The following is an 18,971-nucleotide window of genomic DNA, read 5'->3' as shown; positions in this document are numbered from 1 at the left end:
AACACTAAACGGAAGCTAGCAACCAAATTAATAGGGCATCTTTTTAATTAGACATTTAAAGTAGAGAAATTTAAGCGCAAAACTAGGCAGAATTTTCTTTTAACACAACAAAAAAGAAAAACAAATAAATACCACTAAAAAAAACAAGTTAAAACACATACAATAATTCAATCTTCATACGAAAATTATTTATCGACTTTTAAAGAAACTAGCCACTACTTACAGATGACACTTTTTGCATGAAAAATTAAAAATGGAAAAATAATAGTAAAAAAACATTTACTATATTGCATTCGAATTTGTATTATTTTTTGACCTTATTTTTTTTGGAATATTAATTCTATGAAAAATGCTACGATTGCACTTTTAGTATTCTTAAGCGTGATAATACTTTTCTGTTGCTCCTGTAAGGACAATACGAAAGGAAAACAAAAAAGCGACACTGCACAACAAGGCAAAAAATCTTTAAGCACTGCTGACAGCACATTATTTCATTTTTGGGACAAGTTTGACATGCAAGATACCACCCAGGTAAAAAATCCAGAAAAAGGGGAACAACAGCTTGCTGATTTTATTCAGCTCTTGGCACAGACGCCAGATTCGGCGACAAGGGATAAAGCAGTTGACCTCATGTTGGACAAGGCAAAAGTCAATCGAACAAGCTTTGATTATTTCATCAAACAATATGAACATTATCTATACGACGGCAATTCGCCCATGCGGAATGACATCGTGTACGAATCGGTATTACGTTATCTGATCAAAACAGATTTGCTTTCAGGCCTTGAAAAAGAAGCCTACAGACCAACGTATAAATTGGTACTCCGCAATAAAGAGGGAAAAACTGCCGAAGACTTTACGTATGAACTAGCGAATGGCAAAAAACAAAAGTTATCGGATACAAAATCAAAATACAGCCTCTTGATTTTTTACGATCCGGAGTGTTCACATTGCAAAGAAACCATCCATCAGCTTCGCGATACACCTCAGTTGGTACAGCTCTTTGCCCAACTTCAGGTGCAGGTACTCGCAATCGACCCATGGGGTGATCGTACGAAATGGAAAAACTACCAGTCACAGCTTTCTGACCAATGGATCAATGGTTTTGATGCTGAGAGCAAAATATTGTCTTTCAACTTATACGATCTAAAAGCTTCGCCAACGATTTATCTCCTGGATGAAAACAAAAAGGTAGTATTAAAAGACACTTATTTGCAGCAAGTCATTGCCTATTTTGTTAAAACCAATCCTTAACTGATGCCTGAAAACAAAAACGACAGCAAAGCACGGGTTATTTCAAATGAAGACTATTTTGCCGAGGTACAACGCATTCTTAATGACGGCAAGGAAGTCCGCATCAGAATCAAAGGAAACAGTATGCTTCCATTTATCAAGGATGGAGACACTGTGCTTCTAAAGGCTTATCAAGGTGAACGCTTGGCCTTAGGCTGCAATGTACTCGCCAAAGACAAGGATAAATTTGTCTTTCATCGTTTTGTAGGCAAGAAAAATAATCAATATGTATTGGCGGGAGATGGCAATCTTGTGCTCCGCGAATATATAGGAGCAACAGCCATCATCGCTATTGCTTATATGCACTATCCGCAAACCGGAGGAGAGGCCGTCGACATCAACCGCAACTGGGCAAGATTACGGGGTTTAGGCTGGTACCATCTCCGTCTGATTCGCCGCATTGTCGCAAAATTGAAACGCTGAGACAAAAAAATCATTAACTTTGACTTAAAAGAACAAAAAGAGCATACAAATTCGTTTATATATTTGAAAGAATATGCTTTACTTTATGCATAACAATTACATAAGGAGCATCTATCTTGACGGTTTGAACACTGTATTACCTTGGTACTCCTAATGTCAATAAAAAAAACACATTATATTATATGAAATTAAGATCAGATTTAGTTTTGAGAACAATCGGTTCAGATCATTTGATTGTGGATCCTAGCCAAGATAGGATTGATCTATCAACAGTATACACCTTAAATAGCTCTGCAGCATGGCTATGGGAGCAACTCAAAGGAAAAGGATTCACAAGTGACACCATTGTCGACTTACTTTGCGAAAACTACGACGTAGATATTGATCAGGCAAAATCTGATGCTGAAATCCTCCTTCAGGACTTCCAAAAACAGGGTTTGTTGGAAAAATGAAATGAACAACAATAGCTTGAAGCAACACCTGCGTTGGGCTTGGTCAATCACCCAGGGATACCGAAGCAAACTGTTCCTCTATTTCATACTGGAAATGATCTGCATTGGCCTTTCCCTCGCTTTTGTGTTTTTATCCAAAAAAGCTGTCGACACGGCCACATCTCATGGGGGCTTACCACTGAAATGGCTACTGATTGGCATCGTGGGAAGTATTGCCTTAAATGTCGGAATCAAGGGCTATTCGGGTCGCATGATGGAGCAGATCAAATTGAAGCTTACGCTCCAGCTCCAACGAACGATGCTCGACGCGCAAATGCTCTCCATATGGCAATTAGTCAAAAACTGGCATACCGGCGATATCCAGATCCGCATCCAGACGGACTGTGAAGAAGTCGCCAATACCATCGCCAATACATTCTTGTCTTTTATATTAACCACGATCCAGCTATTGGCCTCAGTCGGTTTTCTTTGGTACATGGACCCGATGCTGGCGCTGATGATACTGGCCATATCCCCTCTTTTTGTATTTTCAAAATTGTATTTCCGCAAGATGCGTAAGCTTAGCAAGGAAGTCAAGGAAGAGGAAAGCAACTTTTCAAAGGTGCTGCAGGAAAATCTTCGTTTTCGACTCCTCATTCGGGCCATGGGCATCTTCCCAAAAAGAAGAGAGAAACTCCTAGCGAGCCAGCATCAATTATTATTCTTGAAAATACGCCAGCTCAACTTCTCCACATACACTCAGGGAGCCATGAAAGTAGCCATGAATGCGGGTTATTTAATCGCTTTTATCTGGGGGATCTATCGATTACAGGCGGGACAGATTTCATTCGGAACAATGACCGCTTTCCTACAACTCGTTGCACGGATACAATCGCCTATCCTCGCACTGATTGCTTATATACCCGGCTTTGTGCGTTTCCGGGTATCCGCAGACCGTCTATTGGAACTACAAGCTGGAGAAATCGAGCCGCAAGTGACACAGCAACGTCTCCATGAAACAGCGGAACTTCGTATCAATGATCTCTCGTTTCGCTATGAAGATAAATGGGTGTTACGAAATTTAAACCTTTCCTTAAAGGCGGGTGAGCCCACCGCTATCATCGGACCGAGTGGAAAAGGAAAGACAACATTGATCCGTTTGCTGCTTGCACTGCTAAAAGCTGAAAAAGGACAGATTACGCTGTTAGATAAGGATGGTGAAAGGGAGTTAACGGCCAGCCATCGGATCAACCTCGCTTATATTCCGCAGGGAAATTCGCTATTCAGCGGTACCATTCGTGAGAATTTACTCCTTCATGTCAAAGACGAAGGCGCAATGGACATGCAAAAAGCACTTTGGCTGGCTTGTGCGGAATTTGTATTTGACCTACCCGACGGCATCGATACCGTCGTCGGTGAATCTGGCATCGGCCTATCGGAAGGGCAGGCACAACGCGTTGCGATTGCCCGCGCACTCATGCACGATGGTGACATATGGCTCTTCGATGAGGTTACTTCCGCATTGGATAAGACGACATCGGATACGTTAATTCATCGACTATTGGAACATGGAAAGCACAAAATATGCTTGTTTGTAACTCATGACCTGCACCTGGCCGAACAATGCCAGCAACGTATTTATCTCGAATAAAAATTCAACATAGCGGATCGATAAGACACATAACTGCACAATAGACAAATGAAAAGAAGTAGCTGACAACAGCTATGAGATAAAAAGAAATGACCGGCAACTACTTAGGCCTGATTTTCGAACAAATTTTTAAGAGACAACATGGGCATAGCGCGCCCACGAAATAATTATTGAAACATGAATTTGACGACATCATCCGAATTATCCCAGACTCGCTACCGCATCGCGGAATCAATACTGGAGTTTAATCATCCCGTAAATTATCCGCTAGCACAGCTCCTTCCTTCGTTTCGGGATTTCCAATGGCTAGACTCCAGCGACAAAACAGATATCAGCATCACGGTCAGTCTGGCAAAAGCACCAATACCTGAGGATTTGGGCACACTTCGGACTGACGAATCTATTGCATGGGGAGATCGATTTCGCTTTTATGAAAAAGAGGATACGTTCATCACAACAATCAGCAACGAACAGGGAAACGGACTTTGGTACCTCCAAAGTGACCGCAACTTTGAACATTCAACGCTTTATGTCCCAACAAGCTCAGCGGATGAACAGGGCGGTGTTATTACCTGGATGGCCATGATGATCTTCGGACAAGCAAGTCTTTTACACAATACAATCATGATCCACGCGTCAGTTGTCAACCACGAAGGCAAAGGTGTGGCATTTCTTGGCAAGAGTGGTACAGGAAAAAGTACGCATAGCCGATTGTGGTTAAAACATATTCCAAACACCGTTTTACTCAACGACGATAATCCAGCCATTCGAATAACTGATGAAGGTGTATTAATTTATGGAACACCATGGAGCGGCAAGACGCCTTGTTATAAAAATGAACAACTGCCCTTACAAGGATTTGTTCGTCTGCAACAGGCTCCAATGAATGAGTTTGAGTGGCAAACGGGGCTTAAAGGCTTTATCGCGGTATTACCCAGCTGTACTTCTATCCGGTGGAACAAGGAATTATTTTCCAACATGAATACCATTTTGGAAAAGATTATCGCTCAGGTTCCTGTTGGTTACTTAAAATGCTTACCGGATGCTGCTGCGGCAGAACTGTGCCATTCTTATCTTTTTTCGAACGAATAAAAGGGATCAGATTCGTACTTTGTTCGTACCTGCTTCGGATGCGGACAGACTTTGACCCAATAGGCAACAGACCTTGACCAGATCCCGAACAGGAATTATCTGTTCAGTACCTGCACAAAATTTCTATACGTATTCATCAGCCCCGAACGCGGTCCGAACACAATACGAAGAACGTGCGAAGAAATGAAATAAAAAATCCCCCATTTGTCGACGAGACCTTTGGGGGATTTTTTTATAGCTTTTTTTGATTAACGTTTCTTGAACATGCCGCGCTCGGGACGGGGATTGATCAGCCCTTGGCTAATGCTTCTGCGGCTTTTGCTGCTCACAGTACTTAATGCAGCCTTAGTTGTGATACCGGGCAAAGCATCATTCAATGCCGTAGCCAGCATCGTCTCCTTCTTATCGCCAAAGTCGACAAAAACATAATCATCAACATTACTTTTATCGGGACTAAGTCCGTCCCAATACTCAGATACACCTTTTGAATTGCGGAGCATAAAGGATACTGGCCAAAAGGAGACTTTATTACGAATCACTTCTTCAAAAAATCCGACAGGCTTACCGTAGGTTCGGCTACCCGAAGCGATCACCTCGACGGTCAGATGTGGTTTGAGCACATTGATCAACATCTCTGCCGCTGAGGCAGTACCCTCGCTCACAAGAAAGTAAACCTTAGTCAGATTGAGACTACTGCTCCCGCTGAAATAGGTATTTGCAAATTCCTTGCTGAGCTGTGCATCATTTTTGATGTAATCGTTTACATCATAGGTCAACATCAATCGCTTATCCGCACCGATGGTTCCAGCGATTTTATCGGCAACATACACGGAGGATTCGACGTAACCTCCTCCATTGTAACGCAGATCAACAATCAGGCTCTTAATACCGGCAGTTTGAAACTTCGTAAAGGCATCGTCCATATTCTTTTTGTTGGTCGCACTGCTGCCAATCTCTTCAAACGAAGACAGGGCCAAATAACCAACACTACTGCCATTGTAGGTGTAGACCTCATCTTTATAAATTGGATTGATCGTATAACCATTGGCGTAAGTAAGATCTTCGCTCATCGTTGTCCCGTCCTGATGTTTAACCTGCAGTTTAAGTGTACCCGCGTCCAAGGCTGCATTCAGTTTGTTCATCATCTTGTCCCGAGCACTGGCATCATCAATGCTGCAGCCAGTTGCTGTACAGGTAACAGCAATGGAGTAGTCGGAATCGCCGTTGACAGCTGTAATAAAATCAGACCGTCTGAAACCCGCTTTTTGGGCAGGCGATCCGCCCTCGACAAAATAGATGATAGGCTGTGCTGTCTTCCCATCTTCAGTTCCCAATTGCACATAGATGCCATACCCGTCGTTCGTATCCATTTTAAGCCTGCCAGAAGCTGTTGTTCCGGTATTATAACCATCTAGCCCCAACATATAGGAAAACCGGTCCAATACACCTCCTGAATAAGAAGCATGTGCTGGGGTCATTTTCTTCAATGCGTCGAGCACCAAATCTGCTGAGCCATATTTATCGGTGAATTGAGAAGGATCACTGGTATAATCAGGAATGGATTTGTCCCAAAGTGAATATAACTTATAATACTTATAGATATCATCTTTGATCAGCTGCGCTTCGGTACGCTCCACTGGTTCGGGTTCAGGCTCAGGCTCAGGTTCAGGGCTATCCTTTTTACAAGAGAAAACTAAAAGTCCAGTCAGTGCTAGGATAGCCAAACGTCCTGTTTGTTTTAATGGCGCTACGTTCATAGTTGAAACATTTGTAAAACAAACATAATTAATTTACTCCGATCCACAATAAAAAAAACACGCTGACCATGGGGAGTGCCAACGTGTTTACTACCTATTGAAAAACGTTAGGAGAACAAGCAAAGGCATAAGATAGTTTTAACAAAATCAAAAAATACCCGCCAAGCCCGTTTTTTATGACATATTGATTTAATACTTATATTTCTCTTTCCATTTGTCCCGTAAACTCTGTCTCAATTTTTCCTCCTGTGAATTTTGCCCAGGCTCATACAATTTGACGCCACTAATTTCTTTGGGCAGAAATTCCTGAACGACAAAGTTTCCCGGATAGGCATGTGCATATTTGTATTCGGCCCCATAGTTTAAGTCCTTCATCAATTTGGTCGGCGCATTACGGATATTCAGCGGTACAGACAGATCACCAGTTTGTTTCACCAAGGCCTGCGCTTTATTGATTGCTTCATAGGAAGCGTTGCTTTTAACTGAAGTCGCCAAATAGATAACCGTTTGCGAAAGAATGATACGTGATTCGGGCCACCCAATAACATTGACAGCCTGAAAGCAATTGTTCGCCAACAACAAGGCATTCGGATTGGCATTGCCAATATCTTCAGAAGCTAAAATCAACAACCTCCGTGCAATAAAGGATGGATCCTCCCCGCCTGAGATCATCCGTGCAAGCCAATAGACCGCGGCATTCGGATCAGACCCGCGGATTGATTTAATAAAGGCCGAAATTATATCGTAATGCTGCTCACCCGCTTTATCATAAATGGCCATATTTTGCTGTACCTGCTTCAATACAAAAGCATTAGTAATTGGCTCTTTGTGCAATACTGCAGCATTCACAACCAATTCGAGAACATTCAACAATTTACGTGCATCGCCACCAGACAACCGCAACAAGGCCTCATATTCTTCGACAACAATCGCTTGTTTCTGTAAATATTCATCTTCATGTAATGCTTTTTGAATTAATCCAATAAGATCTTCTTCCGAAAGATGTTCCAATACATACACTTGGCAACGCGAGAGCAATGCCGAGATGACCTCGAACGATGGGTTTTCTGTTGTTGCACCAATCAGTGTCACAAGCCCGCGTTCAACAGCCCCTAAAAGTGAATCCTGCTGCGACTTGGAAAAACGGTGAATCTCATCAATAAATAAAATGGGTTGATCTTGGTTGAAGTTCATCAGCCGTTCGGCTTTTTCGATAACTTCACGAATATCTTTCACCCCTGCCTGAATTGCACTTAATGAAAAGAAAGGCCGGTCGAGCGCTCTTGCGATCAGCAAGGCCAAACTTGTTTTCCCAACCCCGGGAGGTCCCCACAAAATCATGGATGGAATATTTTTTTGCTGGATCGCATGATAGAGTACCGCATCTGGGCCCACAATATGTTGTTGTCCCACATAATCACTCAATTGCCGCGGTCTAAGTCGTTCTGCTAATGGAATTCGTGTCGCCATAACACAAAGTTAAAAATTAAACGGCATAGCAACTAAATATTTTAGCTTTATTCATCCAAACTTTTCGATGAAGACTTCTGCAAAGCGATAAGCATCAAGCTTTCACACGCATAGTTTTGAGGGTCATCATTCGCCGTTCGATATTACTTTAACATTTTTTCACACAATTTTTCGTCATATTTGCGCTATGATATATGTAAATTGCTTTTGGCAGCGCATAACCGACCGTACAGGTTTATCGAATGAAGGAGTAGATTGCTCAAATTGTCCTTTAGCTAAATTTATGTAGACGTTAATAATATCGTAATATTTTATGAGAATGACAAAATACTGGATTGCTATAGTTACCGCTTTGACTGCATTCACGAATATACCATGTCAGGTAATCGCACAGCATACCGCCAAAGATTATACGGGCGCAATAAAACAATACGATGCTTCTTTTAAAGGTATCGGTCCAGAGGTCTACTTTTTACCACCTCCAAAAACGGCCAATGAAATACTAGCAGAGAATTATGCCGACAAGAAGTCTTTCAGCAAAGAAATTGCCAGGCAGCTTCTGCTCCAGCGACTGTTATTGCAACTGCGGAGCACCAATAACGTGGGCCATTTTCAATATTTGATGAACCCCATGCCTACTGCGGCAAATAGCTGGGATAGTGCTATAGAGACACAAACAAAAGCTGAAAACTGGATTGCGGGCTATGCGCTTGCCAATGAAGCAGCCTTATTTTCAATTAAAAATAACGATAGCAGCAACGCCTCAAAATTTCTATATCAGGCGCTTTCCTTGGCAAATCGTACCGATAACAGGGATGATATTGCTACCATTAATATGAACATCAGCAATTTCCAGCTGTATCGTGGAGACTTTGTACGTGCTGAAGAGAGCGCACTAAATTATCATACCTATGCCATGAAGAGCAAAAGCTATGCAGACCAAGCCAACGCCTGGCTTCTAATTGCTATGGCACGAGCCGGTCAGGGAAATTATAAAACTGCCGAAAACAATATTATCCGCAGTGCGATCCCTTTACTCAATAAGGCCAAAGCCTATGAGGGGAAGATTTTTGCATGGGAAATGCTTGCTGAAATTTATTTTAAGCAAGATAAATTTACCGAGGCTCAGTGGTTTCTGCTACAGGCTCGCGACTTGGCCAATGCAAAAAAACTATATAGCGAGCTCGCTGAAATCGAATATTTGCTGGCCTCATCCAAGCAAAAAGATGGTAATTATAAGGTGGCGATCAAAGAATTTGTGCAGGCCGCTGAATTGGCTTCAGATGAAAATAACAAACAGCTCTCACTGGCAATATTAGATAAACTGGGTGAAGTATATCTTGTGCTAAAAGATTATCCATCTGCTGATCAGACCTACAAAGCCTATACGCAGTTAAAAAATGAATTGTACAATTGAAACATTTAAAACAATCTACCCCTTCTAATGGTCTGTTGAAAGAGCCGTCTACAAAGAGATTTTAAGCTTTTTGTAAATATTGAAGGATAAATCAAATAAATTTTTAGATTCTGCGATAATGTGCTACGAATTTCACTAAATTTAGCACGCTTATCAATAAGAGCTGAATATTTTTTAAATAAAAATGATTATTAAAACCGTCGAAAATATGTTTAGGAAACTCATATTTGCACTTTTTGTTGTATCCATTGTTTCTTGTGGTTCAAAACCACGGGTAGCGCTTCCTGATGATGGAGGGCTTAAACCGAGCACGCAACATCAGATTATTGCTAAAGAAGTCTCTGGATTATTGGAAAATGCGAGCTACAAAAAGGTCAAAATGAATGATTCGATATCGGGCATCATATACGATAATCTGATCAAAAGTTTGGATCAAGGAAAAAATTACTTGCTTCAATCGGATATTGATGAATTTCAAGCGTACAGAAACAATCTTGCGCAGGATATCAAAAATGGAGATCTTTCTGCGGCATTCCATATTTTTAATGTCTATTCGAAGAGATACCTGGACAGAATGCAATATGCGCTTTCAGAAATTGACAAGAAACAGGATTATACAAAGGATGAGTATTACCAACCTAACCGTGAAAAACTGGGCTGGTTTAAAACGGCAGATGAAGCCAACGATCAATGGCGTAAACGGGTGAAATACGACCTGCTTAACTTAGAAACTGCCAGTGGTAAATCGACCGACAGTGCGCGAACCAAACAGGTAGAAACATTAAAAAAACGTTATGTTAATTTGATCTCTCAGGCCAAAAAAACCAACGCAAACGATGCTTTTCAGGTGGTCATGCAAGCATTGACCGATGCTGTTGACCCACATACGTCCTATTTTAACCCATCCTTTGCCCAGGCGTTTAATGAGGGAATGGCCAATACGTTTGAAGGGATCGGTGCAAGATTATCGATCGATAATGAAGCGGTAAGCATCTTTGAAATTATCCCCGGTGGACCAATATTCAAAGACAAGAGCATTCATGTCAATGATAAAATCATCGCTGTAGCCCAAGGAAAAGATGGTGAATTCGAAGACATTATTGGCTGGAGACTTGATGCAGCCGTAGCAAAAATCAAAGGTCCAAAAGGAACCATTGTCCGCCTGAAAATTATACCTGCTGGTCAGCCCATGAACTCTCATCCGCGCATTGTATCTTTAGTACGTGAGAAAATCGTTGTTGAAGAAGAGTCTGCGAAAAAAGAGATTATGAACGTCAAAGGTGCCGATGGAAAAACGTACAAAGTGGGTATCATCAATATTCCGAAGTTCTACATGGATTTTGAAGCTTACAGAAGACGCGATCCAAACTATAAGAGCACAACGAGAGACGTTAGGTTAATCTTAGACACCTTGAAACAAGAAAAAGTAGATGCTGTGGTTATCGATTTGCGATTCAATGGTGGCGGTTCCTTACCGGAAGCCATTGATTTAACCGGTTTATTTATCGACAAAGGTCCAGTTGTACAAGTAAGAGACACAAAAAATAACATCGATGTCGAAGAAGATAAAAACGCGGGTGTATCCTGGGATGGTCCATTGGGCATCATGATCAACCGCTTCTCGGCTTCGGCTTCTGAAATCTTTGCTGGAGCGATCCAGGATTATGGAAGAGGTATTATCTTGGGATCTCAAAGTTATGGTAAAGGAACAGTGCAATCGGCAATCGACATGTCACGCGTTATCAGCCCAACCAGCCGCTTATTGCTAAAAGCCTCAGGGGAAAAAGATCCGGACACCCCAGAAGGTGCTCCTCAATATGGACAGATCAACATCACATTGGGTAAATTCTACCGTGTAAATGGCAGCAGCACGCAACATAAAGGTGTTACACCTGATATCGTATTCCCGTCTCAATTCTCTGCAGAGAAATTTGGCGAGAGCTCCGAAAAATCAGCACTCCCTTGGGATCAAATCCAATCGAGCAACTTCAAAAAAGTAGCTGATCTAAGTGCTGTTGACAAAAAATTAGAAACAATGCATGAGGCACGCATTAAAAACTCGCTTGAATATAAATATCTGAAAGAGGATATCGAAGAAGCTCAAAAAGATGAGGATGTGAAAATTTCATTGGAGCTAAACAAGTTCAAGAAAGAGAAAGATGACAACCTCAAGAAAAATAGAGACCGCATCAACGCTTTATTGAAATTACAGGGCAAACCGGCTTGGGAAGAAGGAAAATCTCAACCTAAAATTGACCTGGACTTTGTGAAAGATGAAAGTGCCAAAGTGATGACCGATTATATCATCAACTTTCAAGCAAAAAAATAGAACGTATTCTCGCTCTTAAAAAAGGCAACCGTAACTGCGGTTGCCTTTTTTTTTCTGAAAGTGTCTGATCTTATTTGCTAGAAAGAACCTTCAGTTCGCTTTTATCGCTGTTGGTGTCTTACGAAGCAATGAAGGTTTTATGACACTCATCACAATAGGGCAAGTTTAACATTAAATTCACCTTTTCTTTGTAACTTATCGCTAAATTCATTGTTTTAGACATATACCGGTACGGCTTGAAGTCCGAATGATTCCCTTAGCGCATACGCTAAAGATTTGGCAGGACAGAATGCATCAACCCAGTTATAGAAGTTAAACATATAAAAAAGAACATCATGAAACGTATTCTCCTGCTAACCGACTTTTCAGAAAATGCTCTTCTGGCAGCAAAACAAGTGGCGCTGTGTACAGAAGCCTGGAAAACGCAAAAGGTTATTATCTACCATACGTACAATAGTGTTACCCTTGTCGATAACGAACCGATTGTTGTTGTCAATGATGAGGTTAAAGAGACCAAAGAGAAAGAACTGACAGCATGGTTTGACCAAATTAGACTGTTGTTCCCCCCACAAGTGGAATTAACGCATCAGATGGAAGATGTTGATTTGCCGATGGGAGTAAATGACATGTGTATGTCGCACGACATTGACCTTGTCGCATTGGGTATTACCGGACAAACAGGTTTTGCGAAGATCCTGGTCGGAAGTAATGCCATTACGCTGATGGACACCTGCAATAGGCCAATGCTTATTGTTTCGCACAAGGTAAATCCAGCTGTTCCCAAAAATGTGTTGGCGACAACCGATCTGAAAGAGGTCGACCGAAAGCTGGATTTATTCAATTTAGATCGGGTGTTGGAAGCATTCGACGCACAACTTTATGTGTTGAATGTCGCTAAAAAAGAAGGGTCCGCGGCAGACTTGGCACAGGAACTAAAGCACCTCCATGAACGTCTGGACAAATATCATCCGATTTACGATTACATTAGCCATGATGATATTGCATTAGGTATTGAAGAATATGCCAAAGAGAAACACATAGACCTCATACTGTCATTTCATAAAAAGCAAGGCCTATTAGCGAGCCTATTCAAAACGAGCATTTCTAAAAAAATAGCCTGGAATGGCGCGGCCAGCTTACTGGTTATTCCGATGGATAGATTGTAGAAATCTGTGCTTTGTACATATCCACAGCGATGGACTCCTTGTCCAATAGAAACAAATTATACGACAAAAACGCCGCAATGTATGCTAAATTGCGGCGTTTTTGTCGTATCGTTGTTCCTCCGGGAAGTCTCTTGCCGAGAGATCTCTTATTTCTTGTCAACCGAATGTTTACCCGGCCCAATAAGGATAAGTCCTAAAAACACAAAGCAAAGCTCAATCGCATGTGATGCACCAGCGATACCATCTCCTTTAGAAAGATGCATTAATCCAGCGATGACCATCGTAAATGCAAGCAATAATGCCGCTGGTCGGAAAAAGAGCCCCAGCAGTAAAAATAGCCCTCCAACAGTTTCGGTAGCAGCTGCCATAAAGCCCCAAAAAGTAGGCATAAAATGAATACCAATATTACCCATTGATTTTCCGACACCTGCCCAGAGCTCAGGACCGCCCTGCAATTTGGGCAGACCATGCATGATCATCATCACCCCAAGTCCAACACGCAAGACCAAAAGTCCCGTATCCCTATATTTACCCAATGAATTCCAAATTGCCATAAAAAACGTTTAATTTATTAAAACTTGAATTACCGATCTCCCTAAATTAATGAAATTATTTAAATTGAACAGCTCACCGTACTCGCCATAATAAATAAAGCTATTGCATTTATAATACTTAATGCGTAATTTGATGACTATAGACCCGATTATAATGCTTTGGAACGGCTAAGACAGCGTAAAAGACCTTAGCCACGGATTATGGATCAACAAATAACTAAAGGATGAAAAACCTACTCTTGTTAACAGACTTTTCGGACAATGCCTATGCTGCTGCTCGATATGCCGCACAATTAGCTCCACTTTGGGGCATTGAAAAAGTTGTCCTATACCACACTTACGAAGTAATTCCTACCGTAGGTACTGAACCTGTTGTCATCAGCAATTCAGAAATCTTGGAAGAAAAACAAAAGGATCTCAATACCTGGCAACAGGAACTGATGTTGCTTTTCCCTGAGGGCATTGCCTGGAAATCAGTTCTTGAAGAATATGAACTGAGCTATGGCGTAAACCGTACCTGTGCTGAGGAGGAAATTGACCTTGTTATCGTCGGAACTGCAGGTAAAAGTGGTTTAAAGAAACTGCTTCTTGGAAGCAATACCCTCAAGCTGATCGAAAATTGTCACACACCATTACTGGTGGTCCCCGCACGAGCAGAATTTCGGGTACCCAAAAAAATGTTAATCGCCACCAATCTCAAAGAGGTAAAACTAAAATTAAACCGTCTTTTGGTTAATGCGTCCGAAGTATTACGGAAAAGTGAGGTCTATGTCGTCCATGTGACTAAAGAAGATCCTGCAAATAAGGCGGTAAATGCCGAAATAAAAACCATGCAGGATTTACTGGCGCCTTATCATCCCATCTATAGTTATATCCCCAATGCAGACATTGCTGCAGGGATCAACCAATACATCAACGAAAATCATATCGACATGATGGTCACTTTCCATCGGGACAAGGGCTTATTAAGTCGAATTTTCAATACGAGCATTGCGCAAAAGATGGCCTGGAAGAGTCAGGCTGCCATGATGGTCATCCCTGTACATTCGGGATAATCAATAAACGGGATAATCAATAAATAAAACAACGAGATTCTGTTCAGCTTCCCCTACAAATAGGTTAACTGAACAGAATCAGCTGTAGTCTGCAATTTTACTTTTCGCCCAAATACCAGGGCGTGATTATCATCAATATGCCCGGCAGGATAGCCAAATGCTACCGGAAAATCATATTCTTTAACTATATCCCACACAATTTCCTCCACACGCTGCCCAAAAGCAGGATCATTGTCTTTCATCGCAGAAAAGCCACCTACAATTAGACCATTCAATTTTTTTAATTTCCCCGCGCGCTTCAATGCCCTTAGCATTCTGTCTACGGAATAATAGGCTTCACCTACATCCTCTATAAATAAAACTTTATTCTTGTAATTGACATCCGAATTAGAAGCAAGTACAGATAGTAAGATTGCTAAATTTCCACCGACCAATTTTCCTTCGCCTTTACCCGCACGATTGGGGAATAACGTTTGCTCGTAGGCAAAATCCATATTATGTCCAAACAATGCATTTTTTAACGTTTCCAACGATGCTTCTGTGCCCGTTTCAAAAGACTTTGGCATCTGCCCATGTATTGTTGCAATTTTATAGTTCCGTTGAATATGACTATGCAATACGGTAATATCGCTAAAACCCACCAACCATTTGGGATCTTTTTCAAAGCTCGAAAAATCTATCTGATCGACAATACGAACACAACCGTAACCTCCGCGCGCAGCAAAAATCGCTTTAATCGACGGATCATCAAGTGCCCACTGCAGATCGGCAGCGCGTAAATTGTCATCTCCGGCAAACTGATGGAACGATGTCCCAACAGTCTTCCCAACCACAACTTCCAGCCCCCAGTTCCCCAATGTTTTTATGCCAACATCAATAGAGCCTCGTATAAAACTCGCAGGACAAACGATAGCTACTTTATCGCCTTCTTTCAGAAAATCAGGTATTTTGGACATCTTTTTTATCGCTAATGATCAAACAAAACCTTCATGGCTTCGAAGACACCAACAGCTATGCAAGCGAACTGAAGAATCTTTCTGGCCAACAACATCAAACAATTTCAAAAAAAAGGACCGCTACATTGCAAAGTCCGATTAGAAATATACTTGATATATGGTGCTTATATGTACAAATAAACGTAAATTTATCTAAGTTTTCTACCGCTATGTTGAATAATATTTCTACGATAACAAGCTGTTAAGTGAAAGCGCATTTTAATCAAGTTGAAACAATCGTAGAAATGAGCCAAAACAAGAATTCAAGAATAAATTGTTCGATATGACACGCATTTATATTGCATATAAACAGCAATTTATCTAAGTTTGCCAAAGAAAACAAGTACACACTTTAATATACTTTCAAGCATTGAGTATTCTAGATAAAAAACGTTATACCATCACATCGGCATTACCTTATGCCAATGGTCCTTTACATATTGGACACCTTGCCGGAGCTTATATCCCAGGGGATATCTTTGTCCGCTATTTGCGTCTGAATCAAAAAGATGTAGTCTATGTATGTGGTTCAGATGAGCATGGTGCGGCGATTACCATCCGTGCAAAAAAAGAGGGCATCACCCCGCAACAAATCATTGACAAATACAATAAACAAATCAAAGAAAGCTTTGAGGAGTTTGGTATCTCTTTCGATATCTATCACCGTACGTCGGAGCCCATACATCACCAGTTATCGCAGGATTTCTTCTTGAACCTTTACAACAAAGGTGAATTTGTGGAGAAATTTTCTGAGCAGTACTACGATGAGGAATACCATCAGTTTTTGGCCGACCGTTACATTACGGGAACTTGCCCAAATTGTAAGTCCGAAGGCGCCTATGGTGACCAATGTGAAAAATGTGGGACATCACTTAGCCCAACAGATCTGATCAACCCAATTTCAACATTGAGCGGAAAAACGCCAGTTTTGAAAGAAACGAAACATTGGTATCTACCTTTGGATAAATACCAACCTTGGCTTGAAAAATGGCTGATCGAAGGAAAGAAAAATATCCTGAAGTCCAACGTTTTTGGCCAATGTCAATCTTGGCTTAAATCCGGTTTACAGCCGCGTTCAATGACAAGAGATCTGGATTGGGGCGTCGATGTACCTTTGGCTGAAGCAGCGGGTAAAAAACTATATGTTTGGTTAGATGCACCTATCGGTTATATCTCAGCAACAAAACAGTGGGCTTTAGACCATGGTAAAAACTGGGAAGACTATTGGAAAACCCATGAAAACCCAGCAGACGATTCTACGCTGATCCATTTTATTGGAAAAGATAATATTGTTTTCCACTGTATTATTTTCCCGGCGATTCTTCATGCACACGGCGACTATATTTTACCAGAAAATATTCCAGCCAACGAATTCCTTAACCTGGAAGGTGATAAGCTGTCCACGTCTAGAAACCATGCGGTTTGGTTACATGAATACCTACAGGAATTTCCTGACAAACAGGATGAATTGCGCTATGTATTGACATCCATATTACCGGAAACTTCGGATGCCGAGTTTACCTGGAAAGATTTCCAAGCTAGGATCAACAATGAGCTCGTTGCTATTTTTGGAAACTTTGTCAACCGCGTCTTGGTACTTTCCCACAAATATTTCGATGGCAAAGTATTGAACGGCTCTCCACTGACAGCTGTAGATCAAGCGGTACTGGATGAACTAAAATCATACCCTACTTCTATCAAATCGTCTTTGGAGCAATTCCGCTTCCGTGAGGCATTGGCAGAATTTATGAATGTAGCTCGTCTGGGCAATAAATACCTTGCCGATGAGGAGCCATGGAAAATCATTAAAACAGATGAGGAACGTGTCAAAACAATCCTAAATGTAGCGGCTCAAATCGTTGCCAATCTTGCCGTTCTTGCACAACCGTTTTTACCGAAAACAGCGATCAAATTATTTGAAATGCTTAATTTTCCACAAGGAAACTGGAACGACGCAGGTTCAGATGCTTTGATCCAAGCGGGACACCAATTGGGTGAAGTGCAATTGTTATTCGACAAAATAACCGATGAACAAGTCGACTTCCAACTAAACAAACTTGCTGAAGCAAAAGCAAAAAACCTAGCCGATAATGCCAAGGTTGCTCCCGCAAAAGAAAATATTAGCTTCGATGATTTTGTTAAAATGGATATCCGTGTCGGAACCATTGCAGCCGCTGAAAAAGTTGCCAAAACAAAAAAATTGTTGAAATTAACAATCGATACTGGTATTGATACACGCACGGTCGTTTCGGGTATCGCAGAGTTCTTTAGTCCGGAAGAGATCGTAGGCCGTCAGGTATCCATCTTAGTCAATCTTGAGCCTCGTGAAATAAAAGGAATTATGTCACAAGGAATGATCCTTATGGCAGAAGACGCTGATGGTCGATTGGATTTTGTCAAACCAGATACAGCAATTAAAGTCGGAAGTACGGTACGTTAATATAAGAGCTTACCTCCTTTTATAAAAAAAGCCTGTTCGTTTGAACAGGCTTTTTTTATTAGCTAGACAGCATCGATTACCCGCTAAAAGAGTATACTCTGCAACCGTTTCTTAAACGCCTTCTCATCCATATAGTCATAGACGGTATCTTTCAGCTTCTTTATGATCTCCGCTCTGGATTCCGCAACAACTTTTTTCTTTTTGGTCAGCACATTTGAAACTGGCGTATTGGTAATCTCCACCTTTGTTGCAAACATATTGACATTCATACTTGGGATGGATATCCCCATCACTAAGCCTGGGAGTCCGTGTATAAGTTCAGGACCACCGGAGATGGGTATTTGCCCCGCAAAGAACGCAACCACATAGACCGAATCTTGAATAATTCCATTGGCTCTCCGACAATCATATCCGGCAATATTGCGGTATTCATCGGTATACTTCCATTTTACAGTAGGCAATGAATCTTTCAGCAAGAGCTGATCATCTCCAAAGGGGAGCAATTTTAAGAATTCCTGATTCTGGAAATTAATGTACGTTTTTGAATCCGGAAGAATAGAATTATAGTGAGTCACATGACGATAATTTGCAGGATAATCTTCCTGCACCGTTTCAAACAGGGTTTCATTATCGTAAAATTTCAGAATATGGTGGGTCACCACCTCTGCAGGCCCATTCTTCACCGCATTGTCGACCATCAGCTTATCCCAGGTATCTAAATCGGGCTTGCTGAGATAATTACGCTTTAAGAAATTCTGCACATGAAATTTCCGTTCATAAGTTACTGTTCCGCTGCTCGGAAAATACGCGTGTTGTGCATGGGCTGCTCCTGAGCTCAGCAATAATACCCAGACCATCAACTTGATATACTTACTCATTTGGCATCTCCTTTCATCTG

At 41.4% G+C, this 18,971-nt stretch carries 15 protein-coding genes; 10 read left to right on the top strand and 5 right to left on the bottom strand.

The genetic code is table 11. The annotated features are described in order from the left end of the window. The first annotated feature begins 342 nt into the window (after positions 1–342). The 5 genes from IQ31_RS11495 (at position 343) to IQ31_RS11475 (ending at position 4,890) form a co-directional block, all read left to right on the top strand. Entirely contained in the window at positions 343–1,254 is a 912-nt protein-coding gene (locus IQ31_RS11495) for a DUF5106 domain-containing protein (RefSeq protein ID WP_145328061.1), read from the top strand. 3 nt (positions 1,255–1,257) lie between these two features. Further along, a complete protein-coding gene (locus IQ31_RS11490) occupies positions 1,258–1,716 on the top strand; it encodes a S24 family peptidase (protein ID WP_145328060.1) in 459 nt (152 codons plus the stop codon). Between the two features lie 182 nt (positions 1,717–1,898). Further along, positions 1,899–2,168 (top strand): PqqD family protein, encoded by a 270-nt coding sequence (locus IQ31_RS11485; protein WP_145328059.1) that lies wholly within the window; start codon positions 1,899–1,901, stop codon positions 2,166–2,168. Between the two features lies 1 nt (position 2,169). Continuing rightward, a complete protein-coding gene (locus IQ31_RS11480) occupies positions 2,170–3,798 on the top strand; it encodes an ABC transporter ATP-binding protein (protein WP_145328058.1) in 1,629 nt (542 codons plus the stop codon). A gap of 177 nt (positions 3,799–3,975) precedes the next feature. After that, a complete protein-coding gene (locus IQ31_RS11475) occupies positions 3,976–4,890 on the top strand; it encodes a hypothetical protein (RefSeq protein WP_145328057.1) in 915 nt (304 codons plus the stop codon). A gap of 248 nt (positions 4,891–5,138) precedes the next feature. On the opposite strand, the gene IQ31_RS11470 is transcribed toward IQ31_RS11475, so the two are convergent. Both IQ31_RS11470 and IQ31_RS11465 read right to left on the bottom strand, forming a co-directional pair. After that, entirely contained in the window at positions 5,139–6,647 is a 1,509-nt protein-coding gene (locus IQ31_RS11470) for a S41 family peptidase (RefSeq protein WP_145328056.1), read from the bottom strand. Between the two features lie 189 nt (positions 6,648–6,836). Further along, positions 6,837–8,117 carry a replication-associated recombination protein A gene (locus IQ31_RS11465; RefSeq protein WP_145328055.1) on the bottom strand — a complete coding sequence of 427 codons (1,281 nt, stop codon included), beginning with the start codon at positions 8,115–8,117 and terminating at the stop codon, positions 6,837–6,839. Between the two features lie 319 nt (positions 8,118–8,436). Between IQ31_RS11465 and IQ31_RS11460 the strand changes: the two genes are divergently transcribed. The 3 genes from IQ31_RS11460 to IQ31_RS11450 all read left to right on the top strand — a co-directional run bounded on the left by IQ31_RS11460 (position 8,437) and on the right by IQ31_RS11450 (position 13,029). After that, entirely contained in the window at positions 8,437–9,534 is a 1,098-nt protein-coding gene (locus IQ31_RS11460) for a tetratricopeptide repeat protein (protein WP_145328054.1), read from the top strand. 208 nt (positions 9,535–9,742) lie between these two features. Next, positions 9,743–11,863, top strand: coding sequence for a carboxy terminal-processing peptidase (locus tag IQ31_RS11455; RefSeq protein ID WP_145328053.1), 2,121 nt, complete (start codon positions 9,743–9,745; stop codon positions 11,861–11,863). A 335-nt stretch (positions 11,864–12,198) separates the two neighbouring features. Continuing rightward, complete coding sequence (locus IQ31_RS11450) at positions 12,199–13,029, top strand: universal stress protein (RefSeq protein ID WP_145328052.1); 831 nt, start codon at positions 12,199–12,201, stop codon at positions 13,027–13,029. 146 nt (positions 13,030–13,175) lie between these two features. On the opposite strand, the gene IQ31_RS11445 is transcribed toward IQ31_RS11450, so the two are convergent. After that, entirely contained in the window at positions 13,176–13,583 is a 408-nt protein-coding gene (locus IQ31_RS11445; protein ID WP_112375279.1) for a DoxX family protein, read from the bottom strand. A 224-nt stretch (positions 13,584–13,807) separates the two neighbouring features. On the opposite strand from IQ31_RS11445, the gene IQ31_RS11440 reads away from it, so the two are divergent. Beyond that, the gene (locus IQ31_RS11440) at positions 13,808–14,638 is read left to right on the top strand and encodes a universal stress protein (RefSeq protein ID WP_145328051.1); all 831 of its coding nucleotides are present in this window, start codon (positions 13,808–13,810) and stop codon (positions 14,636–14,638) included. A gap of 53 nt (positions 14,639–14,691) precedes the next feature. Here the strand turns inward: IQ31_RS11440 and IQ31_RS11435 are convergent, their stop codons facing one another. Continuing rightward, on the bottom strand, positions 14,692–15,594 hold the full coding sequence (locus IQ31_RS11435; protein ID WP_145328050.1) for a S66 peptidase family protein: 903 nt from the start codon (positions 15,592–15,594) through the stop codon (positions 14,692–14,694). A 409-nt stretch (positions 15,595–16,003) separates the two neighbouring features. Between IQ31_RS11435 and metG the strand changes: the two genes are divergently transcribed. After that, positions 16,004–18,073 carry a methionine--tRNA ligase gene (gene metG / locus IQ31_RS11430; RefSeq protein WP_145328049.1) on the top strand — a complete coding sequence of 690 codons (2,070 nt, stop codon included), beginning with the start codon at positions 16,004–16,006 and terminating at the stop codon, positions 18,071–18,073. Positions 18,074–18,156: 83 nt separating this feature from the next. On the opposite strand, the gene IQ31_RS11425 is transcribed toward metG, so the two are convergent. Continuing rightward, positions 18,157–18,951, bottom strand: coding sequence for a GLPGLI family protein (locus IQ31_RS11425; RefSeq protein WP_244294458.1), 795 nt, complete (start codon positions 18,949–18,951; stop codon positions 18,157–18,159). Between the last annotated feature and the right edge of the window lie 20 nt (positions 18,952–18,971).

Origin of the sequence: Sphingobacterium siyangense (assembly GCF_007830445.1) — a bacterium.
Classification (GTDB): Bacteria; Bacteroidota; Bacteroidia; order Sphingobacteriales; family Sphingobacteriaceae; genus Sphingobacterium; species Sphingobacterium siyangense.
The sequence above is the reverse complement of the archived record's forward strand: the minus strand, read 5'-3'. Positions and strand labels throughout refer to the sequence as shown.

Coding starts and splice junctions, on each gene's coding strand:
- IQ31_RS11495 (WP_145328061.1), top strand. CDS start 343: ATGAAAAATGCTACGATTGCACTTTTAGTATTCTTAAGCGTGATAATA.
- IQ31_RS11490 (WP_145328060.1), top strand. CDS start 1,258: ATGCCTGAAAACAAAAACGACAGCAAAGCACGGGTTATTTCAAATGAA.
- IQ31_RS11485 (WP_145328059.1), top strand. CDS start 1,899: ATGAAATTAAGATCAGATTTAGTTTTGAGAACAATCGGTTCAGATCAT.
- IQ31_RS11480 (WP_145328058.1), top strand. CDS start 2,170: ATGAACAACAATAGCTTGAAGCAACACCTGCGTTGGGCTTGGTCAATC.
- IQ31_RS11475 (WP_145328057.1), top strand. CDS start 3,976: ATGAATTTGACGACATCATCCGAATTATCCCAGACTCGCTACCGCATC.
- IQ31_RS11470 (WP_145328056.1), bottom strand. CDS start 6,647: ATGAACGTAGCGCCATTAAAACAAACAGGACGTTTGGCTATCCTAGCA.
- IQ31_RS11465 (WP_145328055.1), bottom strand. CDS start 8,117: ATGGCGACACGAATTCCATTAGCAGAACGACTTAGACCGCGGCAATTG.
- IQ31_RS11460 (WP_145328054.1), top strand. CDS start 8,437: ATGACAAAATACTGGATTGCTATAGTTACCGCTTTGACTGCATTCACG.
- IQ31_RS11455 (WP_145328053.1), top strand. CDS start 9,743: ATGTTTAGGAAACTCATATTTGCACTTTTTGTTGTATCCATTGTTTCT.
- IQ31_RS11450 (WP_145328052.1), top strand. CDS start 12,199: ATGAAACGTATTCTCCTGCTAACCGACTTTTCAGAAAATGCTCTTCTG.
- IQ31_RS11445 (WP_112375279.1), bottom strand. CDS start 13,583: ATGGCAATTTGGAATTCATTGGGTAAATATAGGGATACGGGACTTTTG.
- IQ31_RS11440 (WP_145328051.1), top strand. CDS start 13,808: ATGAAAAACCTACTCTTGTTAACAGACTTTTCGGACAATGCCTATGCT.
- IQ31_RS11435 (WP_145328050.1), bottom strand. CDS start 15,594: ATGTCCAAAATACCTGATTTTCTGAAAGAAGGCGATAAAGTAGCTATC.
- IQ31_RS11425 (WP_244294458.1), bottom strand. CDS start 18,951: ATGAGTAAGTATATCAAGTTGATGGTCTGGGTATTATTGCTGAGCTCA.